The sequence below is a fragment of the Hydrogenophaga sp. genome (assembly GCF_035481345.1).
Taxonomy (GTDB): Bacteria; Pseudomonadota; Gammaproteobacteria; order Burkholderiales; family Burkholderiaceae_C; genus Hydrogenophaga.
Genome location: NZ_DATIGV010000046.1, coordinates 15,519 through 34,668 on the forward strand (window position 1 = coordinate 15,519; position 19,150 = coordinate 34,668).

The 19,150-nt window shown below is 67.5% G+C and carries 17 protein-coding genes, 1 tRNA gene and 1 riboswitch; of the genes, 7 read left to right on the top strand and 11 right to left on the bottom strand.

All coding sequences use genetic code 11. The features are described 5' to 3' along the window. Positions 1-67 precede the first annotated feature (67 nt). The 7 genes from VLG41_RS04730 (at position 68) to VLG41_RS04760 (ending at position 9,224) form a co-directional block, all read left to right on the top strand. Positions 68-1,849 carry an acetolactate synthase 3 catalytic subunit gene (locus VLG41_RS04730; RefSeq protein ID WP_325348247.1) on the top strand — a complete coding sequence of 594 codons (1,782 nt, stop codon included), beginning with the start codon at positions 68-70 and terminating at the stop codon, positions 1,847-1,849. Positions 1,850-1,963: 114 nt separating this feature from the next. Then, the gene (gene ilvN / locus VLG41_RS04735) at positions 1,964-2,455 is read left to right on the top strand and encodes an acetolactate synthase small subunit (protein ID WP_009518995.1); all 492 of its coding nucleotides are present in this window, start codon (positions 1,964-1,966) and stop codon (positions 2,453-2,455) included. A gap of 29 nt (positions 2,456-2,484) precedes the next feature. Continuing rightward, complete coding sequence (gene ilvC, locus VLG41_RS04740; protein ID WP_325348248.1) at positions 2,485-3,501, top strand: ketol-acid reductoisomerase; 1,017 nt, start codon at positions 2,485-2,487, stop codon at positions 3,499-3,501. 132 nt (positions 3,502-3,633) lie between these two features. After that, positions 3,634-4,446 carry a CDP-diacylglycerol--serine O-phosphatidyltransferase gene (pssA, locus tag VLG41_RS04745; RefSeq protein WP_325348249.1) on the top strand — a complete coding sequence of 271 codons (813 nt, stop codon included), beginning with the start codon at positions 3,634-3,636 and terminating at the stop codon, positions 4,444-4,446. A 213-nt stretch (positions 4,447-4,659) separates the two neighbouring features. After that, positions 4,660-6,348, top strand: a complete 1,689-nt coding sequence (gene leuA / locus VLG41_RS04750) for a 2-isopropylmalate synthase (RefSeq protein WP_325348250.1) — start codon at positions 4,660-4,662, stop codon at positions 6,346-6,348. A 30-nt stretch (positions 6,349-6,378) separates the two neighbouring features. Continuing rightward, positions 6,379-7,920 (top strand): 2-isopropylmalate synthase, encoded by a 1,542-nt coding sequence (locus VLG41_RS04755; protein WP_325348251.1) that lies wholly within the window; start codon positions 6,379-6,381, stop codon positions 7,918-7,920. A gap of 179 nt (positions 7,921-8,099) precedes the next feature. Continuing rightward, positions 8,100-9,224: a D-alanyl-D-alanine carboxypeptidase family protein gene (locus VLG41_RS04760; RefSeq protein WP_325348252.1), complete on the top strand. Its 1,125-nt coding sequence runs from the start codon at positions 8,100-8,102 to the stop codon at positions 9,222-9,224. Positions 9,225-9,241: 17 nt separating this feature from the next. On the opposite strand, the gene VLG41_RS04765 is transcribed toward VLG41_RS04760, so the two are convergent. The 11 genes from VLG41_RS04765 to VLG41_RS04815 all read right to left on the bottom strand — a co-directional run bounded on the left by VLG41_RS04765 (position 9,242) and on the right by VLG41_RS04815 (position 19,141). Continuing rightward, positions 9,242-10,024, bottom strand: a complete 783-nt coding sequence (locus VLG41_RS04765; protein ID WP_009516314.1) for an IclR family transcriptional regulator — start codon at positions 10,022-10,024, stop codon at positions 9,242-9,244. A gap of 80 nt (positions 10,025-10,104) precedes the next feature. Further along, the gene (locus VLG41_RS04770; RefSeq protein WP_325348253.1) at positions 10,105-10,845 is read right to left on the bottom strand and encodes an arginyltransferase; all 741 of its coding nucleotides are present in this window, start codon (positions 10,843-10,845) and stop codon (positions 10,105-10,107) included. Continuing rightward, on the bottom strand, positions 10,842-11,612 hold the full coding sequence (gene aat / locus VLG41_RS04775) for a leucyl/phenylalanyl-tRNA--protein transferase (RefSeq protein ID WP_325348254.1): 771 nt from the start codon (positions 11,610-11,612) through the stop codon (positions 10,842-10,844). Before aat ends, VLG41_RS04770 begins: the two co-directional genes overlap by 4 nt. Positions 11,613-11,658: 46 nt before the next feature. Next, the gene (locus VLG41_RS04780) at positions 11,659-12,021 is read right to left on the bottom strand and encodes a VanZ family protein (RefSeq protein ID WP_325348255.1); all 363 of its coding nucleotides are present in this window, start codon (positions 12,019-12,021) and stop codon (positions 11,659-11,661) included. A gap of 70 nt (positions 12,022-12,091) precedes the next feature. Then, positions 12,092-12,167 (bottom strand) — tRNA-Asn (locus tag VLG41_RS04785). 55 nt (positions 12,168-12,222) lie between these two features. Further along, positions 12,223-14,388 (bottom strand): TonB-dependent siderophore receptor, encoded by a 2,166-nt coding sequence (locus VLG41_RS04790; RefSeq protein ID WP_325348256.1) that lies wholly within the window; start codon positions 14,386-14,388, stop codon positions 12,223-12,225. Between the two features lie 70 nt (positions 14,389-14,458). Continuing rightward, a riboswitch (TPP riboswitch) is annotated at positions 14,459-14,561 on the bottom strand. A 25-nt stretch (positions 14,562-14,586) separates the two neighbouring features. Then, a complete protein-coding gene (locus tag VLG41_RS04795; RefSeq protein WP_325348257.1) occupies positions 14,587-15,639 on the bottom strand; it encodes an NAD(P)/FAD-dependent oxidoreductase in 1,053 nt (350 codons plus the stop codon). Between the two features lie 66 nt (positions 15,640-15,705). Further along, on the bottom strand, positions 15,706-16,035 hold the full coding sequence (gene fdxA, locus VLG41_RS04800; RefSeq protein ID WP_325348258.1) for a ferredoxin FdxA: 330 nt from the start codon (positions 16,033-16,035) through the stop codon (positions 15,706-15,708). A gap of 102 nt (positions 16,036-16,137) precedes the next feature. After that, a complete protein-coding gene (locus VLG41_RS04805; protein WP_325348259.1) occupies positions 16,138-17,448 on the bottom strand; it encodes a sulfate adenylyltransferase subunit 1 in 1,311 nt (436 codons plus the stop codon). Further along, a complete protein-coding gene (cysD, locus tag VLG41_RS04810; RefSeq protein ID WP_325348260.1) occupies positions 17,448-18,407 on the bottom strand; it encodes a sulfate adenylyltransferase subunit CysD in 960 nt (319 codons plus the stop codon). Before cysD ends, VLG41_RS04805 begins: the two co-directional genes overlap by 1 nt. Next, on the bottom strand, positions 18,404-19,141 hold the full coding sequence (locus VLG41_RS04815; RefSeq protein ID WP_325348261.1) for a phosphoadenylyl-sulfate reductase: 738 nt from the start codon (positions 19,139-19,141) through the stop codon (positions 18,404-18,406). Before VLG41_RS04815 ends, cysD begins: the two co-directional genes overlap by 4 nt. Positions 19,142-19,150 lie beyond the last annotated feature (9 nt).

The window sequence follows — 19,150 nt, forward strand, 5'->3', positions numbered from 1 at the left end:
CGCCCCACAAGGGTGGGCCAAGGGGCACCCAAGGTTTTTCGTCAGAGAAATTCTCGAAAGGTTGATCATGGACATCACCAAGGCCGAACTGGCCTCGGCGGCCGCCGCATCCACTGCCGGCGAGCCCCCCCAAGAACTCCGCGGCGCGGAAATCCTCGTCAAGGCCCTGCAGGCCGAAGGCGTCAAGTACGTCTGGGGCTACCCGGGCGGCGCCGTGCTGCACATCTACGACGCGTTCTACAAGCAGGAGAGCATCCAGCACGTGCTGGTGCGCCACGAGCAGGCCGCCGTGCACGCCGCCGACGGCTATGCCCGCGCCACGGGCGACGTGGGCGTGGCCCTGGTCACCTCGGGCCCGGGCGTCACCAACGCGGTCACCGGCATCGCCACCGCGTACATGGACAGCATCCCGATGGTGATCATCACCGGGCAGGTCCCCACGCCGGCGATCGGCCTCGACGCCTTCCAGGAGTGCGACACGGTCGGCATCACCCGTCCCATCGTCAAGCACAACTTCCTGGTGAAGGACGTGCGCCAGATGGCCGAGGTGATGAAGAAGGCCTTCCACATCGCGCGCACCGGCCGCCCCGGTCCGGTGGTGGTCGACGTGCCCAAGGACGTGTCCTTCAACAAGGCCCCCTGGACGGGTTACCCCGACGCGGCGCCGATGCGCTCGTACAACCCCGTGCGCAAGGGCCATGGCGGGCAGATCCGCAAGGCGCTGCAGTTGCTGCTGGGCGCCAAGCGCCCCTACATCTACACGGGCGGCGGTGTGCTGCTGGGCAACGCCACGCAGGAGCTGCGCACCCTGGTCGACATGCTCGGCTACCCGGTGACGAACACGCTCATGGGCCTGGGCGCCTACCCCGCCTCCGACCGCAAGTTCCTCGGCATGCTGGGCATGCACGGCACCATCGAAGCCAACAACGCCATGCAGAACTGCGACGTGCTGCTGGCCGTGGGCGCGCGCTTCGATGACCGCGTGATCGGCAACCCCAAGCACTTCGCGCAGAACGAACGCAAGATCATCCACATCGACATCGACCCGTCGAGCATCTCCAAACGGGTCAAGGTCGACGTGCCCATCGTCGGCGACGTGAAGGACGTGCTCACCGAGCTCATCCACATGGTGCGCGAGACGCCCCAGCGCGCCGACGAGAAGGCCCTGGCGGATTGGTGGAAGACGATCGAGGGCTGGCGCTCGCGCGACTGCCTCAAGTACGACCGTGGCAACAAGGACGTCATCAAGCCGCAGATGGTCATCGAGACCCTGTGGAACATGACCAAGGACACGGAGACCTACATCACCTCCGACGTCGGCCAGCACCAGATGTGGGCCGCGCAGTTCTACCGCTTCGACGAGCCGCGCCGCTGGATCAACTCGGGTGGCCTGGGCACCATGGGCGTGGGCATTCCCTACGCCATGGGCATCAAGCTCGCCAAGCCCGAGTCCGAGGTGTTCTGCATCACCGGCGAGGGCTCGGTGCAGATGTGCATCCAGGAACTGTCCACCTGCCTGCAGTACAACACCCCGATCAAGGTGGTCTCGCTCAACAACCGCTACCTGGGCATGGTGCGCCAGTGGCAGGAGATCGAATACTCCGGCCGCTACAGCCACAGCTACATGGATGCGCTGCCCAACTTCGTGAAGCTGGCCGAGGCCTATGGCCACGTGGGTTTGCTGATCGAGCGGCCCGAGGACGTCGAGCCCGCGCTGCGCGAGGCACGCAAGCTCAAGGACCGCACGGTCTTCATGGACTTCCGCACCGACCCGACCGAGAACGTGTTCCCCATGGTCCAGGCCGGCAAGGGCATCACCGAGATGCTGCTGGGGTCGGAAGACCTCTGATCCATCCCCCGAGGGCCGGCCGCGAGGCCGGCCCATCCCCTGGTCGAATCTATTGACCGTCGAGCCCGTGCATTACCGTGCACGGGGGAGGGCGGCGAAAAGAGGAAACTGCACATGAAGCACATCATTGCCGTGCTGCTCGAGAACGAGCCCGGCGCACTCTCCCGCGTGGTGGGCCTGTTCTCGGCCCGTGGCTACAACATCGAATCGCTCACTGTCGCGCCGACCGAGGACCCGAGCCTCTCGCGCATGACGATCCAGACCACCGGGTCGGACGACGTCATCGAGCAGATCACCAAGCACCTGAACCGCCTCATCGAGGTGGTCAAGGTCGTCGACCTCACCGAAGGCGCCTACACCGAGCGCGAGCTCATGATGGTGAAGGTGCGCGCGGTGGGCAAGGAACGCGAGGAGATGAAGCGCATGGCCGACATCTTCCGCGGTCGCATCATCGACGTGACCGACAAGAGCTACACCATCGAACTCACTGGCGACCAGGGCAAGAACGACGCCTTCCTGGAAGCCATCGACCGCGGCGCCATCCTGGAGACGGTGCGCACCGGTGCCAGTGGCATCGGCCGCGGCGAGAGAATCCTGCGCGTCTGAATCACACCTTCCATTCCAACGGAGCAAGCATGAAAGTTTTCTACGACAAGGACTGCGACCTGTCCCTCATCAAGGGCAAGACGGTCGCGATCATCGGCTACGGCAGCCAGGGCCACGCGCACGCGCAGAACCTCAACGACAGCGGCGTGAAGGTGGTGGTGGGCCTGCGCAAGGGCGGTGCCTCGTGGGACAAGGTCGGCAAGGCCGGCCTGAACGTGCTGGAAGTCAACGAGGCGGTGAAATCCGCCGACGTGGTGATGATCCTGCTGCCCGACGAGCAGATCGCCGAGGTCTACAAGAACAACGTCGAACCGAACATCAAGCAGGGCGCCTCGCTGGCCTTCGCGCACGGCTTCAACGTGCACTACAACCAGGTGGTGCCGCGCGCCGACCTGGACGTCTGGATGGTCGCACCCAAGGCCCCGGGCCACACCGTGCGCAGCACCTACGCGCAAGGCGGCGGCGTGCCCCACCTGGTGGCCGTGCACCAGGACAAGAGCGGCAAGGCGCGCGACCTGGCCCTGAGCTACGCCATGGCCAACGGCGGTGGCAAGGCCGGCATCATCGAGACCAACTTCAAGGAAGAGACCGAGACCGACCTCTTCGGCGAGCAGGCGGTGCTGTGCGGCGGCGCGGTCGAGCTCATCAAGATGGGCTACGAGACCCTGGTGGAAGCCGGCTACGCGCCCGAGATGGCCTACTTCGAGTGCCTGCACGAGCTCAAACTCATCGTGGACCTGATCTACGAAGGCGGCATCGCCAACATGAACTACTCGATCTCCAACAACGCGGAGTTCGGCGAGTACGTGACGGGCCCGGAGGTGATCAACGAACAGTCGCGCGTGGCCATGCGCAATGCCTTGAAGCGCATCCAGAACGGCGACTACGCCAAGATGTTCATCCTGGAAGGCCGCACGGGCTACCCGAGCATGACCGCGCGTCGGCGCAACACCGCCGAGCACAGCATCGAGGTGGTGGGCGCGCAGCTTCGCGCCATGATGCCCTGGATCGCCAAGAACAAGCTGGTGGATCAGAGCCGCAACTGATGGCTTGCCAGGCGCGGCAATTGCCGCTCCCGGGCCTGGGTCGCTGCACGCGGCCCAGGCCCTTTTCATTTGGGCCCCTCCACGTACACTTCAAAACTTTCCGGGCCGACGACATTTCCATAAGAAAACGCCATGCACGACGGACACGAGACCGAGGTGGAGCAACTGGGCGAGGTGCGCCGCCGCCCCAAGGGCATCTACTTCCTGCCCAACATGATCACGCTGGCCGCGCTGTTCGGCGGCTTCTACGCGGTCGTCATGGCCATGAACGGCCGTTACGACCTCGCCACCGTCGGCATCTTCGTGGCCATGGTGCTAGACAGCCTGGACGGACGAGTGGCCCGCCTCACGAACACGCAAAGCGCTTTTGGCGAGCAGATGGACTCGCTCTCCGACATGGTGTCCTTCGGGGCGGCGCCCGCGCTCATCGCCTACGAATGGACCCTGCGCGACCTGGGACGCTGGGGCTGGATCGCGGCCTTCGTGTACTGCGCCTGCGCCGCGTTGCGCCTGGCGCGCTTCAACGTGAACACCGGTGTGGTCGACAAACGCTATTTCCAGGGCCTGCCGTCGCCAGCGGCGGCGGCCCTGGTGGCCGGCTTCATCTGGCTCATGCAGGAAACCGGCGTGGCGCCCCAGGACGTGAGTTGGGTCATGTTCGTCATCACGCTCTACACGGGTCTCACCATGGTCACCAACGTGCCGTTCTACAGCTTCAAGGACCTGAGCCTGAAGAAGAGCGTGCCCTTCGCGGCGCTGGTGCTGGTGGCCCTGGGCATCGCGGTGATCAACATCCACCCGCCCACGGTGCTGTTCTTTCTGTTCGTGCTTTATGGCCTGTCGGGCTATGGCGTGTACCTGTGGCGCAAGTCCAAGGGCCGGCCGACCAGCGTGATCAGCACTTCGACCGACGAGCCCGACGAGCGCGGCCTGCACGACGATTGATCGCCCCGCCGTCCCTCGCTAGGGGCTATCGCGCCCTTTGTGATACATTGCCACGCATGTTTTCCCAAGCCGCTTCGCTGCTACTACTGGGTGTCCGTGACGGGCAGATGCGGTAGCGCGCGAGCGACTCACACCAACGGCCCGTTTGCACCCGCAGCGGGCCGTTCGTGTTTTTGGGGCTGCGGGTTCTGTCGATACGAGAGAGTCCACACCATGCTGAAGCAACCTGCTAGCAAGTACGCCGCCTTCCGGCCCGTCGGCCTCAAAGACCGCACCTGGCCCGACGCCGTCATCCAAAAGGCCCCCATCTGGCTGAGCACCGATCTGCGTGATGGCAACCAGGCGCTGATCGAGCCCATGGACCTGGAGCGCAAGCTGCGCATGTTCCACCAGCTCGTGAAGATCGGCTTCAAGGAGATCGAGGTGGGCTTTCCCTCGGCCTCGCAGATCGAGTTCGATTTCGTCCGTCGCCTCATCGACGAAGACCTGATCCCCGAGGACGTGACGATCCAGGTGCTCACCCAGGCCCGCGAGCCCCTGATCCGCCGCACCTTCGAATCGCTGCGCGGCGCGCGCAGCGCCATCGTGCACCTCTACAACGCCACGGCGCCCGTCATGCGCCGGGTGGTGCTGGGCATGGACGAAGACGCCATCGTGGAACTGGCCGTGGAAAACGCGCGCCTCTTCGAGCGCCTGGCGGCCGAGCAGCCCGGTACGCGCTGGACCTTCCAGTACTCGCCCGAGACGTTCTCGGGCACCGAGCTCGCGTTTTCCAAACGCGTGGTCGACGCGGTCACCGCCGTCTGGGCGCCCACCCCCGAGCACAAGTGCATCGTCAACCTGCCGTCCACGGTGGAGCACAGCACGCCCAACATCTTCGCCGACATGATCGAGTGGATGCACCGCCACCTCGCGCGGCGCGAATCCATCGTGCTGTCGGTGCATCCGCACAACGACAGGGGCACCGGCACGGCGGCGGGTGAGTTCGCGCTCATGGCGGGCGCCGACCGCCTCGAAGGTTGCCTGTTCGGCAATGGCGAGCGCACCGGCAACCTCGACATCGTCAACGTCGCACTCAACCTGTACACGCAGGGCGTGTCGCCCGGGCTGGACTTCTCCGACATCGACGAGATCCGCCGCACCGTGGAGCACTGCAACCAGTTGCCCGTGCATCCCCGCCACCCCTACGTGGGCGACCTGGTCTACACCTCGTTCTCGGGCTCGCACCAGGACGCCATCAAGAAGGCCTTCGCGGCGCGCCAGGACGGTGACATCTGGAACATGCCCTACCTGCCCATCGACCCCAAAGACCTGGGTCGCAGCTATGAGGCGGTGATCCGCGTGAACAGCCAGTCGGGCAAGGGCGGCATCGCCTACCTGCTCGAAACCGAGTACGGCCTGGAGCTGCCGCGGCGCCTGCAGATCGAGTTCAGTCAGGCGGTGCAGGCCGTGATGGATCTGGAAGGCAAGGAACTCGTGGCCAAGGACCTGTGGCAACTGTTCGAGCGCGAGTATGGCCTGTCCGCCCCGGCGCCCGCCAACGCCACCACCACCGAGCAGGCCGGCGGCAGCGTGCGCGTGACGGCCGACGTCGCCTGGGCGGGCACGGTGGTGCCGGTGCAGGGACAGGGCAACGGCCCCATCGACGCTTTCGTCAATGCGCTGAACGCGGCCACCGGCCGATCGGTGCGCGTGCTCGACTACCATGAGCACGCCATCGGCGCCGGTGCCCAGGCGCAGGCCATGGCCTACATGGAATTGCGCGTGGACGAGCGCCACACGGTCTTCGGCGTGGGGCGCGACACCAACATCGTGTCCGCCTCGTTCAAGGCCATCGTGTCGGGCCTGCGGCGCGTCGCGCCCGGGCAGACGCAGGAATCGATCGAACGCGTGGCGCCCTGAGGCGCGCGCCCACAACAAGGAGTCCCCACCATGAGCGAGCAACTGATCATCTTCGACACCACCCTGCGCGACGGCGAGCAATCGCCCGGCGCTTCCATGACCAAGGACGAGAAGCTGCGCATCGCGCGCCAGCTCGAGCGCCTGAAAGTGGACGTGATCGAGGCCGGGTTCGCGGCCAGCTCCAATGGGGACTTCGAGTCCGTGAAGGCCATCGCCGACCACATCAAGGATTCCACCGTGTGTTCGCTGGCACGCGCCAACGACCGCGACATCTCGCGCGCCGCGGAAGCCCTGAAAGGCGCGCACCGCGCGCGCATCCACACCTTCATTGCGACCAGCGCGCTGCACATGGAGAAGAAGCTGCGCATGACGCCCGAGCAGGTGCTGGAGCAGGCGAAGCAGTCCGTGCGCTTCGCGCGCAACCTCGTGGCCGACATCGAGTTCAGCCCGGAGGATGGCTACCGCAGCGACGTGGACTTCCTCTGCCGCGTGCTGGAGACGGTGATCAAGGAAGGTGCGACCACGCTCAATATCCCCGACACCGTGGGCTACGCGGTGCCCGAGCTGTACGGCGAGTTCATCCGCACGCTGCGCGAACGCATCCCCAACTCCGACAAGGCCATCTGGAGCGTGCACTGCCACAACGACCTGGGCATGGCCGTGGCCAACTCGCTCGCGGGCGTGAAGATCGGCGGCGCGCGGCAGGTGGAGTGCACCATCAACGGATTGGGCGAACGCGCGGGCAATTGCTCGCTGGAAGAAATCGTCATGGCCGTGCGCACGCGCCGCGACTACTTCGGCCTCGACGTGGCGGTGGACACCACGCAGATCGTGCCGGCCAGTCGCATGGTGAGCCAGACGACGGGCTTCGTGGTGCAGCCGAACAAGGCGGTGGTGGGCGCCAACGCCTTCGCGCACGCCAGCGGCATCCATCAGGACGGCGTGCTCAAGGCGCGCGACACCTACGAGATCATGCGCGCCGAGGACGTGGGCTGGAGCGCCAACAAGATCGTGCTGGGCAAGCTCTCCGGCCGCAACGCCTTCAAGCAGCGCCTGCAGGAACTCGGCATCGAGATGGAGTCCGAGACGGAGATCAACACGGCTTTCGCCAAGTTCAAGGAACTGGCCGATCGCAAGGCCGAGATCTTCGACGAGGACATCCTGGCCCTGGTGAGCGACGAGAGCGTCACCACGGAAAAGGAGCAGTACGGCTTCGTGTCCCTGTCCCAGCGCAGCGAGACCGGCGAGCGCCCGCACGCTTCGGTGGTGTTCACCGTGGAAGGCAGGGAACTGCGGGGTGACAGCGACGGCAACGGGCCGGTGGATGCTTCGCTCAAGGCCATCGAGCAGCACGTCAAGAGCGGTGCCGAGCTGTTGCTGTATTCGGTGAACGCCATCACCAGCGGCTCCACCGAGAGCCAGGGTGAGGTGACGGTGCGGCTGCAGCACGGCGGCCGCGTGGTCAACGGGGTGGGGGCGGACCCGGACATCGTGGTGGCTTCCGCCAAGGCCTACCTCAGCGCCCTCAACAAGCTGCACAGCAAGGCCGATCGGGTGGCCGCGCAGGGATAAAGTTCAAAGGTTTCAAGGACTTGTAGAACTTCCTTATTGATCGAAGGAAATAGAGCGCCAAACGGTGCTTTTTTCCACCGATCACTTAAGACCACCTTCCAAGCTTTTGATATTGCTGATTTTTTTGTGACTCCCTATACTCCGCCCCAGCGCTGGTCCCGTCTTGCTGGAGTTGAGTCATGTTGTTCCGTTCGATCCCCCTGAAATCGCTCATTGCCGCGGTGGCGTTGGCGTTGATTGGGGTGCTCGGGCAAGGCGGGGCGGCGCACGCCGCCTCGGGTTCGTCCGCCAAGACCAGCAAGAGTGCGAAGGCCCCCGTGAAGAAGGCCAGCAGGCCGAAGGTGGCCAGCCGTTCGGTCAAGAAGGTCAACACCGCCAAGCGCAAGCAGAGCGTCGATTCCCGCAAGGTCAAGCTCGTCAAGGCCGCGCCGACAACCAAGCCCAGTGCCCAGCGCGTCAAGCACACCGTGCGCGCTGTCGCGCCGCCCGTGTTGTCGATGGGCCAGAGCCTTGGGCTGCACGGCATCAACGATGAGCTCGACCTGAACGCCAGCGTCGCCCTGGTCGTCGATCAGCGGACCAACGAGGTGCTGTTCTCCAAAAACGATTCGGCCGTGCTGCCCATCGCTTCGCTCACCAAGCTCATGACGGGTCTGGTCGTGGTAGAGGCGGGCCAGAACATGGACGAGACCATCACCATCACCCGCGACGACATCGACACCATCAAGGGCAGCCGGTCGCGCCTGGCCGTGGGCACGCGGCTCACCCGCGGCGAGGCCATGCACCTGGCCCTCATGTCGAGTGAGAACCGAGCCGCCAATGCCCTGGGTCGGCATTTTCCGGGCGGCCTGGACGCCTTCGTGAAGCGCATGAACGACAAGGCGGCGGAACTGGGCATGCACGACACGCGCTACGTGGAGCCCACCGGCCTGTCGAGCCAGAACCGCTCCAGCGCCCGCGACCTGGCCATCCTGGTGTCCGCGGCCTACGAGCGCCCCGTGCTGCGCGACCTGTCGACCTCCCCGGGCTACGAGGTGGACGTGGGCCGGCGTACCCTGCAGTACAACAACTCCAACCGCCTGATCAAGAACCCCGAGTGGGACATCGGTCTGCAGAAGACCGGCTACATCTCGGAAGCGGGCCGCTGCCTCGTCATGCAGGCCAGCGTGGCCGGGCGCCAGCTCATCATGGTCTTCCTGGACGCCAGCGGCCGGGTGGGCCGCATCCAGGACGCCGAACGCGTGCGCCGCTGGGTGGAGCACCAGGGCGAGATGCTCGCCTCCAAGGTGCGTCCTCAGGGCTGACGCCCCAAGGGCCGCGCTCAGCGGCTGGCCGGATATCCCAGCGCGGCCGAGATCTCGGCCGCCGTGGCCTTGAGCCGGGGCAGCCAGCCCTCGTCGATGCGATCGGCCGGCGCGGAAATCGACAAACCCGCCACCAGCTTGCGCTGGTCGTCGTAGATGCCGGCGGCCATGCAGCGCACGCCCATCTCCAGTTCCTCGTTGTCGCGCGCCACGCCCGCCTGGCGGCACTGTGCGAGCTCGCGCTCCAGCGCGGGCAGTTGCGTAAAGCTGTTGCGCGTGTTGCCGGCCAGGCCCGTGCGGGTGGCGTACGCGCGCACGCGCGTCGGGTCGTCGTCGGCCAGGAAGAGCTTGCCCACCGAGGTGAGGTGCAACGGCGCCCGCCCGCCGATGGCGCGCACCACCTGCATGCCCGAGCGCTCGCTGTAGGCGCGCTCCACGTAGATGATCTCGTCGCCCTGGCGCACGCTCAGGTTGACTGGTTGCTGGATCTGCTTGTGCAGCTCGCGCATGGGCCCCAGAGCGGCGTCGCGCACGCTCAGACGGGCCTTGACCAGGTTGCCCAGTTCCAGCAAACGCATGCCGAGGCGGTAGCTGCCGGCTTCCGGGCGATCGACGAAGCGCCCGATGGTCAGGTCATTGAGGATGCGGTGCGCCGTGGATGGGTGCAAGCCGGTCTTCTCGCTGATCTCCTTGAGCGAGACCGCTTCCTCGCGGGAGGCCAACACCTCGAGCAGATTGAACATGCGTTCCAGCACCTGGACGGTGGGCGCGGTGGGGGGGGAGTCGGATCGTTTGCTCATGATCGAATGTGCAAACCCCATCTTACAAGATGAAATCGCCGCACCGCAGCATTCTGGAAAAACCCTGCGTCGGGGTCGATTCAGGTGTCGGCCTGCACCCAGCGGCCATCGATCAACACCTCATGCGGCCGAAAGCCCGCCTTGTAGTTCATCTTCGGGCTCTGCGCGATCCAGTAGCCCAGGTACACATGGGGCAAATCGAGCGTGCGGGCCTGCTCGATCTGCCAGAGCACGCTGTAGGTGCCGTAGCTGCAGCGCTCGTCGGGCTCGTAGAAGGTGTAGACCGCCGAGAGGCCGTCGTTGAGCACGTCGATGATGGACACCATCTTGAGCCGGGCGGGCTGGCCCTGGGCGTCAGGCTCGTGGAATTCGACGAGGCGCGAGTTGACACGGCTCTGCAGCAGGAACTGCGTGTACTGGTCGACGCTGTCGTGGTCCATGCCGCCGCCCGCGTGGCGACTGTTCTGGTAGCGCAGGTAGAGCTGGTAGTGCTCGGGCAGAAAGCACAGCTTGAGCACCCGGGTGATCAGTCCGCCGTGCTGGCGCTGGCTGCGCCGCTGGCTGCGGCTGGGCTCGAAGCGGTTCACCGGCACGCGCAGCGGCACGCAGGCGTTGCAGCCGTCGCAATATGGTCGGTAGGTGAACATGCCGCTGCGGCGAAAGCCGTGCGTGACGAGGTCGGAGTACGCGTCGTTGTGGATGAGGTGGCTGGGCGTGGCCACCTGGGAGCGCGCCTGGCGGCCGGCCAGGTAGCTGCACGGGTAGGGCGCGGTGGCATAGAACTGCAGCGCCTGGAGCGGGAGGTCCTTGAGGTGCGTCACGCGCGTTCGTCGCCGATGGGAAAGTGCTCGCGCCAGTATACGGGGCTGAATTCCCAGCGGGGCGCGGGTTGCAGCAGGGCCAGGCGCACGTGCTGCACGAAGTCCTCGCGCGGCATCAGGCGCCCGCCCAGCGAGGCCAGGTGGGCGGTGTCCTGCTGGCAGTCGACCAGCGTGATGCCGTGGTGGCGGCACAGGGCCATCAAGCCCGCCAGGGCGATCTTGGACGCGTCGCTGCGCCGGCTGAACATGGATTCGCCGAACACCATGGCGCCGACGTTGACCACGTAGAGGCCGCCAACCAGCTCGCCATCGATCCAGGTTTCCACCGAATGGGCCATGCCGGCGCGGTGCAAGCGCACATAGGCCTGCACCATCGCAGGCAGGATCCAGGTGCCGCTCTGGCCGTGGCGCGGCGTCTGCGCGCAGGCCTGGATCACCCGCTCGAAGTCGTGGTCGATGCGCAAGTCGAGCCGCTGCTCGGCCTGCAGCTTCTGGATGGTTTTGCGCAGCGAGCGGTGCAGGCGGAACTCGCGCGGGAACAGCACCATGCGCGGGTCGGTGCTCCACCACAGGATGGGTTGGCCCGAGCTGTACCAGGGAAAGATGCCGCGCGAGTACGCGGCCACGAGCGTGGGCACGTCCAGCACGCCACCGGCGGCCAGCAGGCCCGGCGCGGGATCGTGCGCGCCCCAGGCCTGCTCGACCGGCGGGAACGGTTCCCCCGGCTCCAGCCAGGGCAGCGGTCGGGTGGGGGGCGTCTGGGTCATGGCGCGGGATGGTTTCCCCGCTATTGTGCGCGGCGCCCTTGTGACATCAAGTGCGTGCGGGCACCGCGCGGCCGGTCAGGCGATCCGGCAGCAGGCGCCAGGGCAGCCACACGGCTAACACGCCGATGGCGTCGGCCAGCCAGTCGATCCATTCGCCGTAGCGCCAGCCGGTGGCCAGTTGCATGAGTTCGATCAGCCCACCCCAGACCATGAGCCCTGCGAGCACGGCCCGGGCCTGGCGCGGGTAGGCGATGAGCCCCAACAGGGCCAGCCAGGCGAAGCCCAGCGCGTGCTGGGCCTTGTCCCAGATGTTCATGGCCTGCGGGGGCAGCAGGTCCACCGGCACCAGTGAGGCGATGGTGAGGCCGGCGACACTGCACCAGAAGCCGAGGGTGATCAGGCGTTGCATGGTGTGCGGACGAAGGAAGGCCCGGAAACGACAACGGCCTTCGTGAGAAGGCCGTTGTGCGGGTGTTGGGTGGCTCCCCGACCTGGACTCGAACCAGGGACCTGCGGATTAACAGTCCGTCGCTCTACCGACTGAGCTATCAGGGAACAGCCTCAAATTATAGCGTCGTTTTGAGGCGGTTCTGGCCGCCCGCCGAGAAACTCAGAAATTGGTCTCCAGCGCCACGCGCAGCGTGCGCGATGCGCCGGGGAACAGGTAGATGTGTTCGTACTGGTACGGCGATTCCTGGAAATAGCGGCGGTCGAACAGGTTGTGGACGCCGACGGTCCAGGTGGCGGCGCGGCCCTGCAAGCGCGTGTCGTAGCGCAGCGTGGCGTCCACGCGCGTCCACGAAGGCAGCGTGAGCGTGTTGTCGGGCACGATCGCGCGACGGCCTTCGTGGGAGACATGGGCGCCGAGGCGCAGGCCGGGCACCGACTCGATGGCGCGCGTGAGGTTGGCGCGCAGCACCCAGCGCGGCACGTTGGTCACGCGCCGGCCATTGAGGGCGGGGTTCAGTGTGGAGCCCTGGCGCTTGGCATCGAGCCAGGTCACGCTGGCGTCGTAGCGCCAGAGACCCGCGCTGCGGCCACCGCCCAGTTCCAGTCCGCGGTGGCGGGCCTCGCCGTCGATGACGCGGGTGCATGAGCCTGGCACGCCGTCGTCGCAACCTGCGGGGTCGTTGAGGCGGTCGCCGGAGACGGGGCGCGCGATGTCGAACACCGTGACCTGCCAACGCGATCGGCCGTCGTCGGACTTCAGGCCGATTTCCCACTGTTCGCTCTTGAGCGCTGGCAGGGCCTGGTTGGCATTGCTGTAGCGCGCGCGGCCGGCGGCCACTTCCGACTCCACGCCTTCGCCCCAGCTGGCGTAAGCGGTGCGCGCCGCGTCCAGCCTGTACGCGAGCGCGAGCCAGGGCGTGGTGAAGCTTTGCGTGTGGTCGGTGGCGCGGCTGCCGTCGGTGCGCACGCTCTGGCGGTCCAGCCGCGTGTGGCGCAGGCCGATCCAGGTCTGCAGCGCGGGCGTCCACTGGATCACGTCGGTGGCGAAGAACTCGGTGCTGCGCTCGGTGCGGTTGACGAAGGGGTCGGTGAAGTCGGGCAGCGGCGCGAAGGTGGGCAGGGTGAACAGGTTGCCCGTGCCCACGGCAGCGTTGTTGTCGGCCTGCGGTTGGCCGCGCAGCGTGAAGCGGTTGAACAACACGCCGGTGCTGAGTTTGTGGCCCACCGCCCCGGTGTCGAACTGGCCGTTCAGGCGCCATTGCACGGCGGTGCTGCGGCGCTCTTCGCCAAGGCTGCGGAAGTCGTAGAGGTCGAAGCCGCCGTCGGGGCAGTAGCGGTCGGCGTAGTAGGTGCCGCTGCCGGCGTCCCAGCAGCCATAGGGGTAGGCGAGGAAGTCGTTGGTGTCCAGCGACTGCCAGCCGGCCTGCGCCTGCCAGTTCCAGCGCTCGTTGATGGCCTGGGTGAAGCGCAGACTGCCGCTGAAATTGCGGAAGTCGGTGGGCTGGCTCCAGGGCTGGGTGTTGATGTTGAGGCCCGCGTCGGCGGGGGGCAGGCTGTCGCCCAGCAGGCTCAGGCCGGGCACGGTGGCCTGGCGGCGGCGCGAGAGTTCGAACTCGGCTTCGAGCAGGCTGTCGCGCGAGAGGCGCGCGTCCATGGCCAGGGCGAGCAGGCCGCGCCAGCCCTCGGTGCCGGGCGCTTCGCTGTTCAGGCGCTCGCCCAGCACATTGAGGCGGTAGCCCAGGTCGCCCTCGGCCAGGCGCTCGCTCAGGTCGAGGTGCAGGAGGGCGTTGCCTTCGCTGTTGACCTCGGCGCGCGCACGGCGCAGTGGCGTGGCCGTGGGGCGCTTCACCACGGCGTTGAACAGGCCGCCGGGCGCGCTGGTGCCCGCCTGGATGCCGCTGGTGCCCTTGAGCAGTTCCACCCGTTCCAGGTGGTCGATCGGCAGGCTGGTCTCGGCGCTGATGGGCAGGCCCTCGCGGCGGTAGTTGTAGCTGTGGTCGAGCACGAAGCCGCGCACGCTGGCGTAGTCGTAGTAGCCGACGGCGTTGTAGGCGTCGCTCACCGACGAGTCGAGCCGGTAGAGGTCGCGCAGGCTGCGCGCGCCGGTTTCGGCGATGGTGTCGCTGCCGATGAGGGTGGCGCTGAGCGGGGCGCTGGACAGCGGTTGGTCGGCGAAGCCGGAGACATCGCCCGCGGTGGTGGTGGCGCCGCTGCGCACGGTCACGGCCGGCAGGGTGGCGGCGTCGGACTGCGCGTGAGCCGGCGCAGCGGCGAACAAAGCCGCGAGGGCCAGCGGGTGAAGCAGGAAGCGGAGCGGTGGTGCCATGTGCGGTGTCCTGCGGACGGTTCATGGCAGGGAGCCGAGCCGCCGCGTCCGGGGCCGCGTGTGGGCGGTGGTCGCTGTGCTCATGCTTCCCTGCGCGAGGATTACCTCAATCAGGTTCGAAGGGACTCTCTCAGTCGCGACCGGAGCCGGTCGCAACACCCCTAGCGGATGCGTTCGGAAACGCGGGCGGATTGTAGGTCAGCGCGGCGCCACGCCCAGCAGTTGGTGCAGGCGCGGGCTGGTGGTGGTGTATTGCAGCGGCACGCGCTGGTCGGGCCGCAGGCGTTCGGCGGCGGCGAAGGCGGCCAGCGTGGCCTCGTGGAAGCCGCAGAGAATGAGCTTCTTCTTGCCCGGGTAGGTGTTGATGTCGCCCACGGCGTACAGGCCGGCTTCGCTGGTCTCGAAGCCGTCGGTGCTCACCACCAGTTGCTTGCGGTCCATGGCCAGGCCCCAGTCAGCGATGGGCCCCAGGCGCGGCGACAGGCCCAGGGCCACCACGAGCTGGTCCAGCGCGAGCGTCTGCATCTCGCCTTGCGGACCGAGCACCTGCAGGGCCTGCAGCCGGTCGTTAGCGATGGTCAAGCCGACGGGCTGCCCCACCACCAGCCGCGCGCGGCCGGTGGCCATGGCGTCTTGCACGCGCGCCAGCGCGGCGCCGTCGCCGGATTGCAGCAGCTCGCGCCGGTGCAGCAGGCTCAGGCGCTCGGGCGGGGTGGGGCTGTCCATCAGGCGCAGCGCCCAGTCGATTGCGAGATCGTCACCGCCGTGCACCACCACGTGCTGGCCGCGCCAGTCGCGCGCCGGGTCGAAGCGGTGGTGCAGCTGCCGGCCCTCGAAAGCGTCGATGCCCTCGAGCTTGAGGCGTTTGGGCTGGAAGGCCCCCACCCCTGCGGCGATGAACACCAGGCGCGCGAGGAAACGCTGGCCGGCGGTGGTCTGCACGGCCCAGCGGCCATCGGCGTCGCGCGCCAGCGCGCTCACCGACTGGTCGAGATGCAGTGCGGGTGCGAACGGCTTGACCTGCTGGAGCAGGCGATCGACCAGTTCGCGGCCGCTGCACAGGGGCAGGCCGGGGATGTCGTAGAGGGGTTTGTCGGGATAGAGCTCGGCGGGCTGGCCGCCGGCGTGGGGCAGGGCGTCGACCACGTGCGCCCGGATGTCCTGCAGGCCAAGCTGGAACACCTGCCACAGACCCACGGGCCCGGCGCCGATGACCAGCGCGTCGGTCTCGATCGGCGCGGTTGCGGTCACATGGAAACCTTCGCGCGGCGCGCTGCGGTGCGAGCGCTTTCGGGCGGCCGTGCAGCGCTCATGCCTTCAGCGGATCAGCTCGCTGAGCTTGCCGGTCTTGTCTTTCCACTCTTCGGCGTCGGGCAGCGCGGCCTTGCGCTTGGTGATGCTCTTCCACGTCGGCAGCTTGGCCAGCTCGGCGTTGATCTCCGTCATGTGGAGCTGGTCCTTGGGCAGGTCTTCCTCGGCGTAGATCGCACTCACCGGGCATTCGGGGATGCAGACGGCGCAGTCGATGCACTCGTCGGGGTCGATGGTGAGGAAGTTCGGGCCTTCGCGGAAGCAGTCCACGGGACATACATCGACGCAGTCGGTGTATTTGCAGCGGATGCAGGCTTCGGTGACGACGTGGGTCATGGTGGCGGGGTCGGACAGACGGAAAACGGCGATTTTACGGCGCCGCACAAGCCCGGCCGGGCTTGCCCTTGGTGGCTTCCCGGTCGGTGGTCGTGGGGTTATTCAGCGCACGAGCACGGCGCCGGCCGTGCGGTGGCTGGCGGTGTCCACCAGCACCAGCGCGCCCAGCGAGCGCGACTCGGCGAACGGGCGGGTGGCCAGCGGCTCCTGCAGGGCGAGTTCGACGTGGCCGATGGCGTTGGGGGGCAGTTCGCCCGCGTCGTGCTCGGCCAGGGTGTGGATGTCGAGCTGGTGCACGATGCGCTTGACCTTGGCCTTGACCCAGCGGTGGCCGTGCAGCGCCCAGTACACGCGGCCCGGCACCAGCGTTTCGTCGTCCAGCCAGGCCACCGTGGCGCTGATCTCCCGGCTGGCCTCGAGCGAGGCGCCCGCCGTGTCGACGGCCAGCAACCAGTCGCCACGCGACACATCGAGCTCGCGGTCGAGCACGATGCCCGCGCTGTGGCCGGCGGACACCTCGCCCGCCTGGCGCACGTGGTCCAGCACCTGCGCCACCACGGCCGTCTGGCCGTTGGGTGCCACGCGCACGGCCTGGCCGGGGCGAACCTGGCCGGCGGCCACGCGGCCCCAGAACACGCGCCGGCCCTGCGAGGTGTCGGACGAGGAGGAGAACTTCTCCACCCATTGCACCGGAAAGGCCAGCGGCAGTCCGGTTTCGGGCCCGGTCACCGGCAGGTGCTCGAGGATTTCCAGCAGCGTGGGGCCGTGGTAACCGCACCAGCCGTCCTGCTCGGCCGCGTCCACCACGTTCCAGCCCTTGAGGGCCGAGACCGGTACCACGGCCGTGACGGTGATGCCGGCCTGTTGAGCGAAGGCGTTCAGCGCCGCCGCGATGTGGGCAAAAGCGGTGGCGCCATCGTCCACGGCGTCGAGCTTGTTGACCGCGAACACCACCGAGGGCACGCGCAGCAGCTTGACCAGCAGGCTGTGGCGGCGCGTCTGCGGCAGCAGGGCCAGCGCGGGGTTGCGCCAGTCGAGCTTGGTGGCGTCCACCAGCACCACGGCGGCGTCGGCGCTGCTGGCGGCGGTGACCATGTTGCGGGTGTACTGCTCGTGGCCCGGGGCGTCGCCGATGATGAACTTGCGCGCTTCGGTGCTGAAGTAGCGGTAGGCCACGTCGATGGTGATGCCTTGCTCGCGCTCGGCCGACAGGCCATCGGTGAGCAGGGCGAGGTCGGTCTGGCCCTGGCGCTGAACGCCGGCCAGGTGGTCCTGCAGCACGGCCTTGCTGTCGACCAGCAGGCGGCCAATCAGGGTGCTCTTGCCGTCGTCGACGCTGCCGCAGGTGATCAGGCGCAGCGCGGCGCGGGTGTCGTGGGCGGCCTCGGCGGGGGCGGGGGTGGCGGTGCTCATCAGAAGTAGCCCTCTTTCTTGCGGCGCTCCATCGAGGCGTCGCTGGTCTTGTCGTCCATGCGCGTGGCGCCGCGCTCGCTGACCTCGGCGGCCAGGGTCTCGATCACGATCTGCTGCGGCGTGGCCGCCGTGCTCTCCACGGGGCAGGTGCAGGTGATGTCGCCCACGGTGCGAAAGCGCACGTCGCGCACTTGCACCTGCTCGCCATCGCGCGGCGGGGTGAGTCCGGTCACGGGCACCAGCAGGCCGCGGCGGTCCACCACCTCGCGCGGGTGCGTGTAGTAGATGGAGGGAAGGCCGATGTTCTCGCGCGCGATGTACTGCCAGACGTCGAGTTCGGTCCAGTTGCTGATGGGGAACACGCGGAAGTGCTCGCCCTGCTGCAGGCGGGTGTTGAACAGGGTCCAGAGCTCGGGGCGCTGGGCCTTGGGCTGCCACTGGCCGAAGCCGTCGCGGTGCGAAAAGATGCGCTCCTTGGCGCGCGCCTTTTCCTCGTCGCGGCGCGCGCCGCCGATCAGCGCGTCGAAGCGGAACTCCTCGATGGCCTCCAGCAGCGTGACCGACTGGTGCACGTTGCGGCTTTCGCCCGGGTGGGCCAGGCGCACGGTGCCGCGCGCCATCGAGTCTTCGACGCTGCGCACGATCAGTTCGGCGCCGAGTTCCTTCGCGCGCTGGTCGCGGAAGTCGGTCACCTCGGGGAAGTTGTGGCCGGTGTCGATCATCAGCAGCGGGTAGGGGATGCGGCCCGCGCCGAAGGCCTTCTCAGCGCACTTGAGCATGACCAGCGAGTCCTTGCCGCCCGAGAAGAGCAGGGCGGGGCGCTCGAAGGCGCCGGCCACCTCGCGCAGGATGAAGATGGTTTCCTCTTCGAGCGCGTCGAGGTGGGCGTTGCTGAGCTGGTGGCCGCTGTCGTGCGCCAGGGCGGCTTCGATCACGGCGGGTTCGGGGCGGGCGTTCATGCGGGGGTCCGATCGAGAGACGAGACAGCGGACTGCACGTGCAGCCCGCATTCCTTGGCGCTTTCCTGCTCCCACCACCAGCGGCCGGCGCGGAAGTCCTCGCCCACGCTGATGGCGCGGGTGCAGGGCTCGCAGCCGATGCTGGGGAAGAAGCGGTCGTGCAGTTCGTTGTAGTCCAGGCCGTGCAAGGCGACGAAATGCCACACATCGCCCCAGGTCCAGTCCACCAGCGGGCTGATCTTCACGCGCCCGGGTTCCTGAACCACCTCGGCCACCTCGGCGCGCGCGTTCGACTGCTCGCGCCGCAGGCCGGTGATCCAGCCGTCGTGGTCGGCCAGGGCGCGCGAGAGCGGTTCCATCTTGCGGATGTCGCAGCAGGCCTTGCGCAGCTCGATGCTGCGGTACATGGCGTCCTCGCCGTTGTGGCGCACGAAGTGCACCACGGATTCGTGTTTCGGGCGGAACACGCGCACGCTGGTGGAATAGCGCTGCTCGATCTTCGGAATGACGGCGAGCGTCTCGGCGTGCAGTTTGCCGGTCTCCAGCACGAAGACGCTGGCCTCGATGCCGGCGAGGTGAATGAGGTGCGTGACCACCATGTCCTCGACACCCAGGCTGGAGGCCTGGGTGAGCCGGGGGTGCGCGGCGGCCTGTTCGCGCAGCAGGGCGATGGCGCGTTCGACCTTGGCCGCGAAGTCGGCCGAGGGGCGGTCGTAGAGTTCGATGGCGCTCATGTGGCGGAC